The organism is Tropicibacter sp. S64 (assembly GCF_049803835.1).
Taxonomy (GTDB): Bacteria; Pseudomonadota; Alphaproteobacteria; order Rhodobacterales; family Rhodobacteraceae; genus Pacificoceanicola.
This window is the reverse complement of the sequence record NZ_JBNAGK010000014.1, coordinates 1-15,902: the sequence shown is the minus strand read 5'-3', so window position 1 is coordinate 15,902 and position 15,902 is coordinate 1. Positions and strand designations below refer to the sequence as shown.

Sequence of the window (15,902 nt, the reverse complement as noted above, 5' to 3'; positions counted from 1 at the left end):
TCTCCTCACACCCACTCTCTCTACCCTACCCCCACCCTGACACTCCCCAGAGGGGAGGGAAACCCGCGGTTCCCGGACAGGGACCGCCCGCAAACGAAAACCGGCCCCCGCCGGGGAAGAGCGGGGGCCGTCTCATGCCGCACGTGCAGCGCCTGTCAGGGGAGGATTCAAGCGGCGTCGAGCGGCAGTTCCTTCAATCGGGTGGAGGTCAGGCAAGCCAGCGCCGCCGCCCCCGCCGCGATCCAGAAGATCGGGTGAAGCGCATTCGAAAAGCCGGTCATGACGGCCTCCTGTGCCTCCGGCGGCAGCGCTGCAACCTGCGCCGCGCCGAGCGAGCGCAGCCCGCCTTCCGCCGCGCCGGGCAAGACATCCGACAGGTTCCGCGCCAGCCCGGCGCTGAACACCGCGCCAAAGAAGGCCGTGCCCAGCGCGCCGCCGATCAGCCGGAACATATTGGCAGACGCCGTGCCCACGCCCATCAGCGACATCGGGATCGCGTTCTGGATCGCGGCCACGCCGACCGAGAACACCGGCCCGAGACCGAGGCCCACAAGCACCATGCACCCGGCGATCAGCCACAGCGGACTGTCCTGCGTGATCGTCGCCATCATCGCCATGGCCAGAGCCAGAAGGCCGGTCGAGTAGATCGGCATCATCCGGTAATGCCCGGTCTTCGACATGATCCGCCCGGCCCCCATCGAGGCGCTCAGCAGCCCTGCCATCATCGGCACGAGGAACAGGCCGGAGTTGGTGGGAGAGACGCCTTTGACCACCTGCAGGAACAGCGGCAGGAATGTGATCGTGCCGAACATCGCCATGCCAACGAGGAAACCAACCGAGTTGACGACGACGAAGGTGTTGTTGACGAAAAGGCTCATCGGCAGGATCGGCGCCTCCGCCCGCCGTTCCGCCCAGACGAAACCGACCAGCGCCAGCAGGCCGACACCGAGCAGGGCCACCGTCTGCTCCACACCGGTCGCGTTCGGCACCAGCACGATGGACGCCAGCAACGTCGTCAGCAGGGCCGCCCCGGTGTAGTCCAGTTTGGCCTCCGGCCGCTCCGTCCGGCGCGGCAAGGCGTAGCCCAGCACGACGAAGGCCAGCAGGCCGACCGGCAGGTTCACGAAGAAGATCCAGTGCCAGCCGATGGTCTCCACGATCAGCCCGCCGAGCAGCGGCCCGATGACCGTCGAAATGCCGAAGGCGGCGCCGAGGATACCCTGCGCCATGCCGCGCTGCCGCGCCGGCAGCAGGTCCCCCACGGTCGCCATTGAGGTCACGATCAGCGAGCCCGCCCCGGCGCCCTGGATCGCGCGCCCGGCAATCACCAATCCCATGTTCGTCGCCACGCCGCAGACGATGGCGCCGACGACGAACACGCCGATGCCCCATTGCAGCACCGCCTTGCGCCCGAACATGTCGCCGAGCTTGCCCGCCATGGGCGCGGCGATGGTGGAGGTCAGCAGGTAAGCCGTGATCACCCAGGTCAGGTGATCCATGCCACCGAGGTCCGCCACCATGATGGGCAACGCGGTGGAGACGATGGTCTGCCCAAGCGAGGCAAACAGCAATGTTGCCGCGATTGCACCCAGCACGATGCGGATCATCGTGGGGTCCGGGGCGTCGGCATAAACGGTTTCGGGTTCGGCTAATGACATTGGCGGTCCTGGCGTTGAGGGGCGAGACGACGATGCGCACAAAAAGCGCGATCTGCCAGACCGAAAAGCCGGTCGGCAGTGAGCGCGCAGGAACGCTTTGCATCGGGTCGCGTTGGTGTCTAAAGTGTGCTAATGACAATTGCATGTCAAGAGCATGCATTATGAAGATTCTCGAAAGGGCACCATGGGTCACCGCGACGAAGAGTTGAAGGGCAAGCTGGAACGCGCCGGGATCGACCGTGAGACCGGGCAGGCAGCGCTCGATGTCGACGCGATCCTGCAGAAGTGGCGGCGCCGGGTGTTCAAACGCGAGCTGGGTCAGCGGGCCATCGACGACCTCGGCCTGCCGATCGACCTCGCCAAGATGGACGTGATGATGGCGGTCTGGGCCCCGGCGAACGAGTTCGGCGGCGAGGAAACGGAAGAGACCATGGTCTCGACCGTGGCGCAGCGGCTCAACATCGACCCGTCGCGGGCCAGCCGGGTGACGTCCGACCTGATCCGGCAGGGTTATGTGCGCCGCGCCGTCAGCCAGCTGGACGCGCGGCGGGCTGTCCTCGAGTTGACCGAGGCCGGGGAGCGCCTTGTCGAGGCGGTGCGGCACTACAAGTTCCTCGTGCTCGGCTCCTACCTCAAGGACTGGACCGCGGCGGAAATCGCCACCTTCCTGCCCCTGCTCGAACGCTTCAGCGCCTGGTCGGAACGGGCCGCCACCCCCTCCGGCGCGGTCACCGAAGAGGTTGCAAAGTTGCGCGAAACGCTGCTGGAACCCGATCCACAGACGTAGACTCGCGGGCTTTGTCAGCTGCCCAAACAACAGGCATACCCGCAACCCCGCCCAAATCCTGAACATTTTTTGCTTGCCATACCGCGCCGGCGCCGCCTAGCCTTGGCGGAACAGGGACACCGTGCGCTTTCTACGCCGCATCGAGGGCGCACACCCCGCACAGGGGCATCAGGGTAAGGCGGCAGGCAATTCACATGACAATCACGTTTCTTCTCAATGGAGAGAGCGTTGATCTGGACGGCGTGGCCCCGACGGTCACGCTTCTGGACTGGCTGCGCGAGTCGCGCGGCCTCAAGGGCACCAAGGAAGGCTGCAACGAGGGCGACTGCGGCGCCTGCACCGTGATGGTGCAGGACGAACACGGCGCGAAGGCGCTCAACGCCTGCATCCTCTTCCTGCCGCAGCTGCACGGCAAGGCGGTGCGCACCGTCGAAGGGCTCGCCGCTCCGGACGGCACGCTGCACCCGGTGCAGCAGGCGATGATCGACCACCACGGCGCGCAATGCGGCTTCTGCACCCCCGGGTTCATCTGCTCCATGGCCACCGCCCACCTCAACGGCGAGACGGGTCACGACGATGCTCTGGCCGGCAACCTCTGCCGCTGCACCGGCTACGCGCCGATCATCCGCGCCGCCGAGGCTGCGGCACAAGAGCCCGTACCCGAGCATCTGAAAGCCGACAGCAGCTTCCAATTGCCGCAAATATCCACGGAGGGTCCGGAAGGCAGTCAGCCTCCCGGGGTCCATGCACCGGAAACGCTGGAGGCGCTCACCGAGCTCGCCGCGCAGCACCCGGAGGCCACCCTCATCGCCGGGGCCACGGATGTCGGCCTGTGGGTCACCAAGCAGTTACGGGATCTGGGCGAGGTCATCTTCCTGAGCCGCTGCACCGACCTCCAGCGTATAGACGAAACCGACGACGCGCTGCGGATCGGCGCGGGCGTCACCATGGACCGCGTCCATGCTCTGATGAAGGCCCACTACCCCAGCTACGCGGAGATGATCCGCCGCTACGGTTCCACCCAAGTGCGCAACGCCGCCACGATCGGCGGCAACATCGCCAACGGCTCGCCCATCGGGGACAACCCACCCGCGCTCATCGCCCTCGGGGCGACTCTGCACCTGCGCCACCGCGACGCCGGGCGCGACATGCCGCTGGAAGACTTCTACATCCAGTACGGCAAGCAGGACCGAGACCCCGGCGAGATCGTCGAGGCCGTGACCGTGCCGAAGGGCGTTCCGCTCAAGGTCTACAAGCTGTCCAAGCGCTTCGATCAGGACATCTCTGCCGTCTGCGGGGCGTTCAGCATCACAGTCGAGAATGGCACCGTCGCCGCCGCCAGCATCGCCTTTGGCGGCATGGCGGGCACGCCGAAACGCGCGAGCGCCGTGGAGCTGGCGATCACCGGCAAACCCTGGACCGATGACACGCTCGCCGCCGCCTGGGACGCCTGGGAGGACGACTTCGCACCACTCTCCGACATGCGGGCCAGCGCCGATTACCGCCTGACCGCCGCCCGCAACATGCTCTCGCGCTGCCTTCTGGAAGACCTCGGCGCGGTCTCCTCGGTTCTGGAGGTGCGGGCATGAGCGTCGGCAAACCCCTCCCCCACGACGCCGCCCGCCTGCATGTCACCGGCGCGGCGCGGTACATCGACGACATCCCGGCGACGGCGGACACCCTGCATCTGGCCTTCGGCCTGTCGCAGATCGCCGCCGGGCGGATCACCGCCATCGACCTCGATCCCGTCCGGCAAGCGCCCGGCGTCATCCGGGTCTGGCAGGCGTCCGATCTGCCGTCCGACTGCGATTGCAGCCCGTCTGCCCATGATGAGCCGATGCTCTCCGGCAGCACGATCAAGTATCTCGGCCAACCGATCTTCCTCGTCGCCGCCACCTCCCACCTCGCCGCCCGCAAGGCCGCGCGGCTGGCGAAGATCGAATACCAGTCACGCGACGCCATCCTGACGGTCGCGGAGGCCATGGAGGCCGGGAGCAGCTTCGGCGAGCCGCGCATCTGGGAAAAGGGCGACGCAGGCGAGGCCATCGACACCGCACCGCACATGCTCGAAGGCGTGATCGTCATGGGCGGGCAGGAGCACTTCTACCTCGAAGGGCAGGCCGCGATGGTGGTGCCGCAGGAAGGCGGCGACATGCTGGTGCATTCCTCGACCCAGCATCCGACGGAGATCCAGCACAAGGTCGCCCACGCGCTGCACCTGCCGATGCACGCGGTTCGGGTGGAGACCCGGCGCATGGGCGGCGGTTTTGGCGGCAAGGAAAGTCAGGGCAACGCCCTCGCCATTGCCTGCGCCGTGGTGGCCGCCGCGACGGGCCGTCCGGCAAAGATGCGCTATGACCGCGACGACGATTTCATGATCACCGGCAAACGCCACGATTTCCGCATCGAATACGCCGTGGGCTACGACGATGACGGGCGGCTGCTTGGCGTCGAGTTTCTGCAACTCGCCCGCTGCGGCTGGGCGCAGGACCTCTCGCACCCGGTTGCCGACCGCGCGATGCTGCATTCCGACAATGCTTACCTTCTGGACAACATCCGCATCGAGAGCCACCGGCTGAAGACCAACACCCAGAGCGCCACCGCCTATCGCGGCTTCGGCGGCCCGCAGGGGATGCTCGGGATCGAGCGGGTGATGGACCACGTGGCCCACGCCCTGCGTAAGGACCCTCTGGAGGTGCGGCGCATCAACTATTACGCCGCCAAGGCCGAAGGCGGCGCACCGCCCACGCCCCCGGAACTGCCGGAGACGACCGAAACCCGGCAACACGAGGACAGCGACGCGGATCTGACCTCGCGCGGCGCGGCAGCGGTGGTGCCGACCGGCAAACCCACCGTCCCCCCAGCCAACATGCAGACCACGCCCTACGGGCAGGCCGTCACCGATTTCATCCTGCACGAGATGACCGACGCGCTTGCGGACAGCTGCAACTATGCCGAACGCCGCAAGGCGGTGGCAATCTGGAACGCCGCCAATCCGGTTCTGAAACGCGGGATCGCGCTGACCCCGGTGAAGTTCGGCATCTCCTTCACGCTCACGCACCTCAATCAGGCGGGCGCGCTGGTGCATGTCTACCAGGACGGCTCCATCGCCATGAACCACGGCGGCACGGAAATGGGACAGGGGCTGTTCCAGAAGGTCGCGCAGGTGGCCGCGACCGAGTTCGGCGTCGGGCTGGAGGCGGTGAAGATCACCGCGACGGACACCGCCAAGGTGCCCAACACTTCCGCCACCGCCGCGTCTTCCGGATCCGACCTCAACGGCATGGCGGTCAAGGCCGCCTGCGAGGCGATCCGGGCGCGCATGGCCGAGCATCTGGCGAAGCTGCATCAGGACAAGCCGTCTGACGTGGTGTTCAAGGACGGCACCGTGCAGGTCGGCGGCAACACCATCCCCTTCGCCGAGGCTGCGAAACTCTGCTATGAGGGCCGGGTCAGCCTCTCCGCCACCGGCTTCTACAAGACCCCGAAGCTCAGCTGGGATTCGGTCAAGGGCCAGGGCCGTCCGTTCTTCTACTTCGCCTATGGCGTCAGCTGCTCCGAAGTGGTCATCGACACGCTCACCGGTGAGTACCGCGTCCTGCGGGCCGACATCCTGCACGACTGCGGCACCTCCCTGAACCCGGCGCTGGACAAGGGCCAGATCGAGGGCGGTTTCGTGCAGGGCGCGGGCTGGCTCACGACAGAGGAGCTGGTCTGGGACGAGGAGGGCCGCCTGCGGACCCATGCGCCCTCGACCTACAAGATCCCCGCCTGCTCCGACCGGCCGGAGGTGTTCAACGTCGCCCTCTGGGACGGCAGGAACCGCGAGGAAACCATCTACCGCTCCAAGGCCGTGGGCGAGCCGCCGTTCATGCACGGAATCTCCGTGCTCATGGCGCTCTCCGACGCGGTGGCGTCCTGCGGCGAGGCCTACCCGGCGCTTGACGCCCCAGCCACGCCCGAAGCGGTGCTCGAAGCCGTGCGGAGGGTGCGCGGTGAGCTTTGATCTTGCGGAGCTGAAAGCCGCCGTGGCCAGCCATGGCCGCGTGGCGCGGGTGGTCGTGGCCGAGGTCCGGGGCAGCACCCCGCGCGAGGTGGGCGCGTCCATGCTGGTCTGGCACGGCGGCCAATCCGGCACCATCGGCGGCGGGACACTGGAACTGGAGGCGGCCCGGCACGCCTTCGACCGCCAAGGCGCAACCCGCCACGCGCTTGGCCCCGACATGGGGCAGTGCTGCGGCGGGGCGGTAACGCTCTGGACCGAGCTCTTCGACGCCGAAACCCTGGCCGCGCTGGAAGGCCCGGTCATCGCCCGTGGCCCGGGCGCGATGCCCCTCGCGGTGCAGCGCGTGCTGGCGCAGGCGCGGGGGCAAGGCACCCGCCCCGCCCCGGCGCTCATCGACGGCTGGATGGTGGAGCCGGTGACGGAGCCGCAAAGGCACCTGTGGATCTGGGGCGCGGGCCACGTCGGCCGGGCGCTGGTGCAGGTCCTCGCTCCCCTGCCCGATCTCGCGATCACATGGGTCGACACCGGCCCCGAGCGCTTTCCTCAGACCGTCCCCGCGGGCGTGACCGCGCTTCCCGCCGCGCAGCCTGCCCGCCTCGTGCCCCACGCGCCGAAAAACGCCGAACACCTGATCCTGACCTATTCCCACGCGCTCGATCTGGACCTGTGCCACGCGATCCTCAGCCATGACTTTGCCTTCTGCGGCCTGATCGGCTCCGACACCAAGTGGGTCCGCTTCCGCAAACGCCTTGCCGCGCTCGGTCACGCGGATGCTCAAATTGGGCGCATCTGCTGCCCGATTGGGCAAAAACACCTTGGCAAACACCCCGCCGCCATTGCCATCGGGGTCGCCTCACAGCTACTTGATATTCAAAAAAGGAACGGGGACACGTGTCTGACATCCTGCTTGGCATCCGGGGCCTGACCAAGGCCTATCCCGGCGTGGTGGCGAATGACGATGTGTCCTTCGCCATCCGCAAAGGCGAAATCCACGCGCTTCTGGGCGAGAACGGCGCCGGGAAATCGACGCTGGTGAAGATGATCTATGGCCTCGTGACCCCCGACAAGGGCACGATGGAACTGGACGGCAAGCCCTACACGCCCGGCAAACCCTCCGAAGCGCGGCAATCCGGCGTCGCCATGGTGTTCCAGCACTTCTCGCTGTTCGACGCGCTGGACGTGGCGGAGAATGTCGCGCTCGGCATGGAAAATCCGCCGCCGATGCGCGACCTGGCGAAGCGCATCCGCGAGGTGTCGGAACTCTACGGCCTGCCGCTGGACCCGTTCCGCACCGTCGGCACCTTGTCCGCGGGGGAGCGGCAGAGGGTAGAGATTATCCGCTGCCTGCTGCAAAATCCGCGCCTGTTGATCATGGACGAGCCGACCTCGGTGCTGACCCCGCAGGAGGTCGACATCCTCTTCGAGACGCTGGAAAAGCTGAAGGCGGAGGGCACCTCGATCCTCTACATCTCGCACAAACTGGAGGAAATCCGCGCGCTCTGCGATCACGCCACGATCCTGCGGCTGGGCAAGAAGGTGGGCGAAAGCACGCCCGCCGAGTCCACCGCGCGGGAACTGGCGGAGATGATGGTGGGATCGAGCTTTGCCTCGCCGGTCGCCCGCTCGACCGAGAAAGGCGCGGTGCGGCTGGAAGCCAAGGCCCTGAGCCTTCCCGCGCCGGGGGCCTTCGGCACGCCGCTGCGCGAGGTGACGTTTGCGGTGCAGGCGGGCGAGGTGCTGGGTATCGGCGGGGTAGCTGGCAATGGGCAGGACGAGCTTCTCGCCGCGCTTTCCGGCGAACGGACCTCTGCCGCAGGCACCGTGATGCTGAACGGCAGCGACGTCAGCCGCCTCGGCCCGACCGCCCGCCGCGATGCCGGTCTGCTATCGGCCCCCGAGGAACGTCTCGGCCACGCGGCCGCCCCGGACATGAGCCTGATCGAGAACGGCGTTCTGACCGCGGCCAAACGCAGGGCCCTCGTGCAGAACGGTTTCATCAGCTGGCCCAAGGCGAAGAGCTTCGCCGAGACCGTCATCGAACGCTTCGACGTGCGCACCCCTGGCCCCGGCACCGCCGCCCGGGCGCTCTCCGGCGGCAACCTGCAGAAATACGTGGTGGGCCGCGAGATCCTGCAGGACCCGGACGTGCTGATCGTCAACCAGCCCACCTGGGGCGTCGACGCCGCCGCCGCCGCCGCGATCCGGCAGGCGCTGCTCGACCTCGCCGGGAAAGGCGCGGCCATCGTGGTGATCAGCCAGGACCTCGACGAACTGATGGAAATCTCCGACCGCTTCTGCGCCCTGAACGAGGGACGCCTGTCCCCGGCACGGCCGGTCGCCGCGCTCGACATGGAACAGATCGGCCTGATGATGGGCGGCGCGCATGACATGGAGGTGGCGCATGTGGATGTGTGACGGTTCCGCCAGGCGTCAAAATCCCTTCGACGGGAATTGCCCCAAGACCCACCCGGAGGCGCAGCCATGATCACCCTCGAAAAGCGCCCGCAGCCCTCAAAGCTCTGGACCGCCGTCACCCCGCTCCTCGCCGTGCTGATGACCATGCTGGTCGGCGGCCTCATGTTCGCCGCGCTCGGCGTCGACCCGATTGAGGCCATCCGCACCATCTTCTGGGACCCGCTGTTCCATCCGCAGTTCGCCGGGTTCGCCCGCCCGCAACTGCTCGTGAAGGCTGGTCCGCTGATCCTCATTGCCATCGGCCTTTCCATCGGTTTTCGCGCCGGTATCTGGAACATCGGGGCGGAAGGGCAATACATCATCGGCGCGATCTGCGGCGCGGGGGCGGGCCTCGCCTTCTATCCTTCCGAAAGCATCCTGATCTTCCCGCTGATGATCCTCTGCGGCGCGATCGGCGGCTTTCTCTGGGCGATGATCCCCGGCATTCTCAAGACGAAATTCGGCACCAACGAGATCCTCGTCTCGCTCATGATGGTCTATGTCGCGCAGAACATCCTGATTTCCGTCTCCACCGGCCTGCTGCGCAATCCCGAGGGCATGGGCTTCCCCGGGTCGCGCAACTTCAAGCAATGGCCCGCCGCCTTCAACGAGGAACTCCTCGCCAATACCGGCATGCACTGGGGCGTGGTCTTTGCCTTCATCGCGGTGATCGCCGCCTATGTGCTCATGGCCCGCCACATACAGGGCTTCAACATCCGCCTCAGCGGCGAGGCCCCCCGGGCCGCCCGCTTTGCCGGGGTCAATCCGGCGCGGATCGTCCTCCTCTGCCTCGGCATTTCCGGCACGCTGGCGGGCATGGCGGGCCTCTTCGAGGTCACCGGCCCGGCTGGCCAGATCACCGGCAACTTCAACGCGGGCTACGGCTTTACCGCCATCATCGTCGCCTTCCTCGGCCGCCTGAACCCCTTCGGCATCCTGCTGGCGGGCCTCCTGATGGCGCTGACCTACATCGGCGGCGAACTGGCGCAGCTCATGCTCAGCCTGCCCGGCGCGTCGATCCAGTTGTTCCAGGGGATGTTGCTGTTCTTCCTGCTGGCAACGGACGTCTTCACCAACTACCGCGTGCGGTTCGGCAAGAGGGAGCTGGCATGACGGTCAAGGCGGCTCTCCTCACCGGCACCGTGGCCCTCATCACCGCGTGGTTCGGCTATGTCGCCGGGTTTCTCGCGGACGGCGACCCGGGCAAACTCGGCATGGGCCTGCTCATCCTCGCCGTGCTGCTGATCTACCTGTTCACCAGTGTCGTTGGCCAGGCCCAACGCCTGAACCGCAAGCTGAACGAACGGCCCGGCATGGCCGAAAACACCGCCAGCCTGCGGCCCCTGATGCTGACCGCCCTCGCCACCACGATCCTCGGCGCGATTGTCGGATATTTCCGCATCGTCGTCCTCCTGGAGTTGCCCTGATGGACCTATCCTCGATCAATCCCGTCCTTCTCGTCGCCTCCATCATGGTCTCGGCGACTCCCATCCTGCTCGCCGCGATCGGCGAAATGGTGGTGGAAAAATCCGGCGTCCTCAACCTCGGGGTCGAGGGCATGATGATCACGGGCGCGGTGGTCGGCTTTGCCGTCGCGGTGACCTTCGGCAACCCCTACCTCGGCTTTGCCGCCGCCGCGCTGGCCGCGGCGGTCTTGTCCCTGACCTTCGGTGTCCTGACCCAGTTCCTCCTGTCCAACCAGGTCGCCACCGGCCTCGGTCTCACCCTCGTCGGGCTCGGCCTGTCGAGCCTGATCGGCAAACCCTACGAGGGCATGAAGGCCCCGCCGGTCGCGAAACTCGACATCCCGCTGCTCTCGGACCTGCCGGGCCTCGGGCGCATGCTGTTCAGCCATGACGTCATGATTTACATCAGCCTCCTGCTGGTCCTCGCCGTCTGGGCATTCCTAAAGTTCACCCGCCTCGGCCTGATCCTCCGCGCCGTCGGAGAGAGCCACGACAGCGCCCATGCACTCGGCTACAAGGTCGTCTATGTCCGCCTGCTCGCCATCTTCTTCGGCGGGGCCTGCGCGGGCCTCGGCGGCGCCTATCTCAGCCTGGTGCGCGTGCCGCAATGGACCGAAGGCATGACCGCAGGGGCCGGCTGGATCGCCCTCGCCATCGTCGTCTTCGCCAGTTGGCGGGCGGGCCGCGTGCTGATCGGGGCCTACCTCTTCGGCGGCGTCACCGTGCTCCAGCTGAACCTGCAGGCCGCCGGGGCCAACGTCCCCGTTGCGCTCCTGAGCGCCTCGCCCTACCTCATCACGATCATCGTTCTGGTCTTCATTTCGGCACGGGGAGCGCACGGTGCGCCCGGCTCCCTCGGCCGCTCCTTCCACGCCGCACATTGAAGCGGTAGACTGACAAAAAACCACCCAACAGGAGACACTTCCATGCAAAGACGTACCCTTCTGGCCACCGTGGCCATGGCCCTCGCCCTTGGCGGCGCGGCCCACGCGGAGAGCCACGGCGAGCCGATCACCGCGGGCTTCATCTACATCGGACCGCCGGGCGATGGCGGCTGGACCTACGAGCACGATCAGGCCCGCCAGAAGATGGAAGCCCATTTCGAAGGCAAGGTGAAAACCGTCTACCAGGAGAACGTGCCCGAGAGCGCCGACGCCGAGCGCGCCATCACCCAGATGGCCCTGACCGGCGCGGACATCATCTTCACCACCTCCTTCGGCTACATGGACCCGACGCTGGCCGTCGCCGCCAAGTTCCCGAACGTGAAGTTCGAGCACGCCACCGGCTACAAGCGCTCGGACAACGTCTCGACCTATTCCGCCCGCTTCTATGAAGGCCGCGCCATCCAGGGCACCATCGCGGGCCGCATGACCAAGACCAACAAGATCGGCTACATTGCCTCCGTGCCGATTCCCGAGGTCATCCGCGGCATCAACTCCGCCTACATCCACGCCAAGAAGGTTAACCCGGACGTCGAATTCTCGATCATCTGGCTCTACACCTGGTTCGACCCGGCCAAGGAAGCCGACGCGGCGCGCGCCCTGATCGAGAACGGCGCCGACGTGATCCTGCAACACACCGATTCCACCGCGCCGCAGGCCGCCGCGCAGGAAGCCGGGAATGTCATCACCTTCGGTCAGGCTTCGGACATGGCCGAGTACGCGCCGATGCCGCGGGTCTCGTCGATCATCGACAACTGGACGCCCTACTACATCGCCCGCGTTCAGGCCGTCATGGACGGCACCTGGACCTCGACAGACACCTGGGACGGCATCGGCCCGGGCATGGTCGGCATCGGCGAGATCTCCGACGCAGTTCCGGAAGAGGTCAAGGCCGAGGCGCTGGCACTGAAGGACAAGATCGCCTCCGGCGAATACCATCCCTTCACCGGCCCGCTGAAGAAGCAGGACGGCTCCGACTGGCTCGCCGAGGGCGAAACCGCGGACGACGGGACCCTTGCCGGCATGAACTTCTACGTCGAAGGCATCACCGCCGAAGTGCCGAACTGATCCGGCCCATCTCTCCAAACGGAAAGCCCCGCCCCCAAGCGGGGCTTTTCTCTTTCCGGGGCGGCTGACACCGGCGCACGCGGACTTTCGCGCCTGTACAACAGTTGTCCAACGGTCTAGCAACGGCAGGACACTCGCCTGAGTAGAGCGCGATTCATCAAGAACAGAAGGCTTTTTCCATGCCCAACGACGTCTTTTCCCTGGCCATCAACGATGCCGGCTTCTTCTGGAGCGAAGAGTACCTGCGCCGGATGAACAACCGCGCGCGCCGCATCTTTGCCTTCGAGAACGAGCTGATCAAAGGCGCCCGCGTTCTGGACATCGGTGCGCGTCACGGCTTCTGGAGCTGGGCGGCCCACAAGCTCGGGGCACAGTACACGCTGGGTCTCGAAGGCCGCAAGGAAAGCGCCGACCGCGGGCACAAGCTGATGAGCCCTTACAAACATGACTGGATCATCGGCAACGCCTTTTCGCTGATGCCGGAACTGGCAGCGAAGGGCGAGACCTTCGACGTGATCCTGAACCTCGGGTTCTACTACCACATCTACGACCACGCCGGCATGCTCAAGCTGATGGACGCGCTCAAGCCCCGGCTGATCGTCATCGACAGCGAAATCGACGACGCCGACGAGCCGGTGATCCGGGTGCGCAAGGAAAAGACCTGGGAGCCGAACAACGCGATTGCCGAGGTCGAGGGCCAGCAATACGCGCCCGTCGGCAACCCGAGCCGCGGCGCGATCAACCTGATGGCGGAGTGCTACGACTATTCCGTCGAATGGTGCGACTGGTCCGGCCTAACCGAGGCAGACGGCTGCGAGGATTACGCCGTGCGCCGCCGCTTCACCTGCCTGCTGCGCAAGACGTGACGATCAAGGCGCGCGGCGCCGCGTGCCTTACCACTTGCCGGTCATGCTCGGTCGCGCCTTGCCGCGTTTCAGGCCGAGCTGCCGTTCCCGCCAGATGATGATGATGCCCGCCGCCACCACGATGGCGGAGCCGATCAGCACCATGGCCGTCGGCACCTCTTCGAAAAAGAAATAGCCGATCAGGATCGCGAACAGGATCGACGCATAGTCGAACGGTGCCAGCAGCGCCGCCTCCGCGTGTTTGTAGGACGAGGTCAGCAGGATCTGACCGAACCCGCCGATCAGCCCGGCCCCGATCAGCTGCGCCAACCCCATCGGTCCCGGCCAGGCCCAGCCGAAGGGGATGGTGAACAGCGAAAACAGCGTTGCGGTCATCGAGAACCAGAACACGATGGCCGCCGTCTCCTCCGTCGCCACCATGCGCCGGATGTGGATCTGCGAGAACGCGCGGAACACCGTCGAGGCCAGGATGCAGGCCACCCCGAGCGCCGCCGCGTGGTCGAGCGTGTCGAGCGACAGCCGCGGCCAGAGCACCACGACGACGCCGACAAGCCCCAATGCCACTGCGCTCATGCGGAACAACCGCAGTCGTTCCTTGAGGAAGATCGCAGCGAAGATCACCGTCATCAGTGGCGCGGCGTATCCCAGCGCCGTCACCTCCGGCAGCGGCAACAGCCCCAGGGCCGTGAACCCCGTACCCATGGCCGAGACGCCGATGAGCCCGCGCCAGACATGGCCCATGGGCCGCTGCACCTTCAGGCCGACCTTCAGGTCGCCACGCATCGCCAGCCAGACGATGATGATCGGCATGGCAAAGAACGACCGGAAGAATACGGCTTCCCCCGGCGGGACGATGTCGGAGCTGGCCTTGATCAGCGCGGCCATGATGGTAAAGACGAAGACCGCGCTGAGCTTCAACGCGATGCCATGCAAGGGGGACATGGAACCTCCCGGTTGCGCCCCTGGACCCGCCGCAATCCCGACGCCGCCTCAAGGCCGCCGCTGTCCGGCGACTGTCCTGAGGCTCCGGTTTCTCGGCCGTTCCACGTAACGCATTAGAATGGGTTCACCGTGGACCCATCCCGGGAGATGGTCAATAGTCCTGTCCTGTCTGAAGCCTCATCCCTCCGGATGCATCAGCTGATCGCGCAGCCGGGTGATGTTGCCCTGGATGATCCGCTCGTCCGGATGCGGGCCATGCTTGAGGTCGCGCAGCGCCGCCAGGGCCGCCTCGTTGCGGCGGATCTGAAACAGCAGCGTCGTGCTGACGCTCGGCTCCGGCGCCTCCGCGGGAGCGTCGGGGGCGGTGGCCTGGGCGGATCCGGATTTCAGGGGGGTGTATAGCGACATGCGTCTGGCCTCGTAATGTTCACTCCGCCACCGAATCTGACAGACAATCCCGAAGATTCCCTCAACCGGGACAGGATTTCCGATCAACGCCGCATCCCCTGTAAAAACAGCCGTTTCCTGCCTTGCAGGCCCAGGACCGATGACGGAAAGTATCGAAAATTGTTTTCAATAAGGGGGGAAATCCCATGCGAACGAAAGCCGCCGTTGCCCTTGCAGCGGGAAAACCGCTTGAGATCATGGAAGTCGAGCTGGACGGGCCGAAGGCCGGGGAAGTGCTGGTCGAGATCAAGGCCACCGGCCTGTGCCACACCGACGAATTCACCCGCTCCGGCGCCGATCCCGAGGGGCTGTTCCCCTGCATTCTCGGCCATGAAGGCGCGGGCGTCGTCGTCGAGGTCGGCGAGGGGGTCACCACGCTCAAGCCCGGCGATCACGTCATCCCGCTCTACACCCCCGAGTGCCGCCAGTGCCCGTCCTGCCTCTCGGGCAAGACGAACCTGTGCACCGCGATCCGGAACACGCAGGGCCAGGGCCTGATGCCGGACGGCACCACCCGCTTCAAGATGCTCGACGGCACGCCGATCTACCACTACATGGGCTGCTCGACCTTCGCCAATCACACCGTGATGCCCGAAATCGCCCTCGCCAAGGTCCGCGAGGACGCGCCCTTCGACAAGATCTGCTACATCGGTTGCGGCGTCACCACCGGCATCGGCGCCGTGATTAACACGGCAGGTGTTGAGATTGGGTCAACGGCGGCGGTCTTCGGCCTCGGCGGCATCGGCCTGAACGTGATCCAGGGCCTGCGCATGGCCGGCGCGGACATGATCATCGGCGTCGATCTCAATGATTCCAAAGCAGAAATGGCGAAGAAATTCGGCATGACGCATTTTGTTAATCCTTCGAAGGTAGAGAATACCGTGCAGGAGATCGTCAACCTGACGAAGCGCGGCGCCGACCAGATCGGCGGCGTCGACTACTCGTTCGACGCGACGGGCAACGTCAAGGTGATGCGCGACGCGCTGGAGTGTTCGCACCGCGGCTGGGGCGTGTCGGTGATCATCGGCGTGGCGCCCGCGGGGGCGGAGATCTCGACGCGGCCGTTCCAGCTGGTGACCGGAAGGGTCTGGAAAGGCACGGCATTCGGCGGCGCGAAGGGGCGGACGGACGTGCCGAAGTTCGTCGACTGGTACATGGACGGCAAGATCGAGATCGACCCGATGATCACCCACAAGCTGAAGCTCGAGGAGATCAACCACGGCTTCGACCTCATGCACGAGGGCAAATCCATCCGCGCCGTCGTGGA

Annotated in this window: 14 protein-coding genes; 11 read left to right on the top strand and 3 right to left on the bottom strand. The window is 66.2% G+C overall.

Going from position 1 to position 15,902, the window contains the following annotated elements:
• Positions 1-167: 167 nt before the first annotated feature.
• The gene (locus ACP159_RS20105; protein WP_425101503.1) at positions 168-1,658 is read right to left on the bottom strand and encodes an MDR family MFS transporter; all 1,491 of its coding nucleotides are present in this window, start codon (positions 1,656-1,658) and stop codon (positions 168-170) included.
• 184 nt (positions 1,659-1,842) lie between these two features.
• Between ACP159_RS20105 and ACP159_RS20100 the strand changes: the two genes are divergently transcribed.
• From ACP159_RS20100 to ACP159_RS20055, 10 genes are all read left to right on the top strand, one after another.
• Complete coding sequence (locus ACP159_RS20100; protein WP_425101502.1) at positions 1,843-2,445, top strand: MarR family winged helix-turn-helix transcriptional regulator; 603 nt, start codon at positions 1,843-1,845, stop codon at positions 2,443-2,445.
• Between the two features lie 194 nt (positions 2,446-2,639).
• Positions 2,640-4,034: a xanthine dehydrogenase small subunit gene (gene xdhA, locus ACP159_RS20095; RefSeq protein ID WP_425101501.1), complete on the top strand. Its 1,395-nt coding sequence runs from the start codon at positions 2,640-2,642 to the stop codon at positions 4,032-4,034.
• The gene (gene xdhB, locus ACP159_RS20090; RefSeq protein WP_425101500.1) at positions 4,031-6,451 is read left to right on the top strand and encodes a xanthine dehydrogenase molybdopterin binding subunit; all 2,421 of its coding nucleotides are present in this window, start codon (positions 4,031-4,033) and stop codon (positions 6,449-6,451) included. Before xdhA ends, xdhB begins: the two co-directional genes overlap by 4 nt.
• Complete coding sequence (gene xdhC, locus ACP159_RS20085) at positions 6,441-7,376, top strand: xanthine dehydrogenase accessory protein XdhC (protein WP_425101499.1); 936 nt, start codon at positions 6,441-6,443, stop codon at positions 7,374-7,376. Before xdhB ends, xdhC begins: the two co-directional genes overlap by 11 nt.
• Entirely contained in the window at positions 7,343-8,866 is a 1,524-nt protein-coding gene (locus tag ACP159_RS20080) for an ABC transporter ATP-binding protein (RefSeq protein ID WP_425101498.1), read from the top strand. Before xdhC ends, ACP159_RS20080 begins: the two co-directional genes overlap by 34 nt.
• 66 nt (positions 8,867-8,932) lie before the next feature.
• A complete protein-coding gene (locus ACP159_RS20075) occupies positions 8,933-10,018 on the top strand; it encodes an ABC transporter permease (protein WP_425101497.1) in 1,086 nt (361 codons plus the stop codon).
• Entirely contained in the window at positions 10,015-10,332 is a 318-nt protein-coding gene (locus tag ACP159_RS20070; protein ID WP_425101496.1) for a hypothetical protein, read from the top strand. The genes ACP159_RS20075 and ACP159_RS20070 overlap by 4 nt, the downstream gene beginning before the upstream one ends.
• Positions 10,332-11,255, top strand: a complete 924-nt coding sequence (locus ACP159_RS20065) for an ABC transporter permease (protein ID WP_425101495.1) — start codon at positions 10,332-10,334, stop codon at positions 11,253-11,255. The genes ACP159_RS20070 and ACP159_RS20065 overlap by 1 nt, the downstream gene beginning before the upstream one ends.
• A 42-nt stretch (positions 11,256-11,297) precedes the next feature.
• Entirely contained in the window at positions 11,298-12,380 is a 1,083-nt protein-coding gene (locus ACP159_RS20060) for a BMP family ABC transporter substrate-binding protein (RefSeq protein WP_425101494.1), read from the top strand.
• Positions 12,381-12,559: 179 nt separating this feature from the next.
• Complete coding sequence (locus ACP159_RS20055; RefSeq protein WP_425101493.1) at positions 12,560-13,246, top strand: class I SAM-dependent methyltransferase; 687 nt, start codon at positions 12,560-12,562, stop codon at positions 13,244-13,246.
• A gap of 27 nt (positions 13,247-13,273) precedes the next feature.
• Here ACP159_RS20055 and ACP159_RS20050 read toward each other — a convergent pair whose 3' ends face one another.
• A complete protein-coding gene (locus ACP159_RS20050) occupies positions 13,274-14,188 on the bottom strand; it encodes a DMT family transporter (protein WP_425101492.1) in 915 nt (304 codons plus the stop codon).
• Between the two features lie 177 nt (positions 14,189-14,365).
• A complete protein-coding gene (locus ACP159_RS20045; protein ID WP_425101490.1) occupies positions 14,366-14,596 on the bottom strand; it encodes a hypothetical protein in 231 nt (76 codons plus the stop codon).
• Between the two features lie 185 nt (positions 14,597-14,781).
• On the opposite strand from ACP159_RS20045, the gene ACP159_RS20040 reads away from it, so the two are divergent.
• A partial coding sequence (locus ACP159_RS20040) for an S-(hydroxymethyl)glutathione dehydrogenase/class III alcohol dehydrogenase (RefSeq protein ID WP_425101489.1) occupies positions 14,782-15,902 on the top strand: 1,121 nt, incomplete at its 3' end.